We start from the raw sequence: 552 nt of genomic DNA, 5'->3' as shown, positions 1-552 counted from the left end.
GCCAAGGCGTCCAGCGCATCATCCGTCTGATCGGTAAATGGCTCAAGGCGGGCATCCTCGAAGACGGGATCGTATCCGTAGCTGACAGTGGGACTGGCCAAGGTTCGGTGATCTCACCACTCCTCGCCAACATCTACCTGCACTACGTGTTCGATCTGTGGGCAGATCGCTGGCGACGGCAAGAGGCCCGCGGCGACATGATCGTCGTGCGCTATGCAGATGATCTGGTCGCAGGCTTCGAGCATGAGGACGACTCCCGTCGATTCCTTGATGCACTGCGTGAGCGGTTCGGGGCATTCTCGCTGTCGCTCCATCCGGGCAAGACCCGCTTGATTGAGTTCGGACGCCATGCGGCAGTCGAGCGCAAGAAGCGTGGCATCGGTAGACCGGAGACCTTCGCGTTCCTGGGCTTCACCTTCATCTGCGGGAAATCTCGACGGGGTGCCTTCCAATTACAGCGGAAGACCCGGCGCGACCGCATGCGGGCGAAGCTGCAGGAAATCAAGGCGGAGCTGCGGCAAAGAATGCATCAGCCTATCCCGTCTCAGGGAC

Annotated in this window: 1 protein-coding gene; it reads left to right on the top strand. The window is 60.7% G+C overall.

Annotation, left to right across the window (positions count from 1 at the left end; all coding sequences use genetic code 11):
- Positions 1–552 (top strand): reverse transcriptase domain-containing protein (locus tag SO180_RS42520; protein ID WP_449384728.1); only part of this gene is annotated, 552 nt, incomplete at both ends.

Source organism: Bradyrhizobium sp. UFLA05-112 (assembly GCF_053572325.1).
Note: the sequence above shows the minus strand (reverse complement) of the source record. Positions and strands in the feature narration are given on the sequence as shown.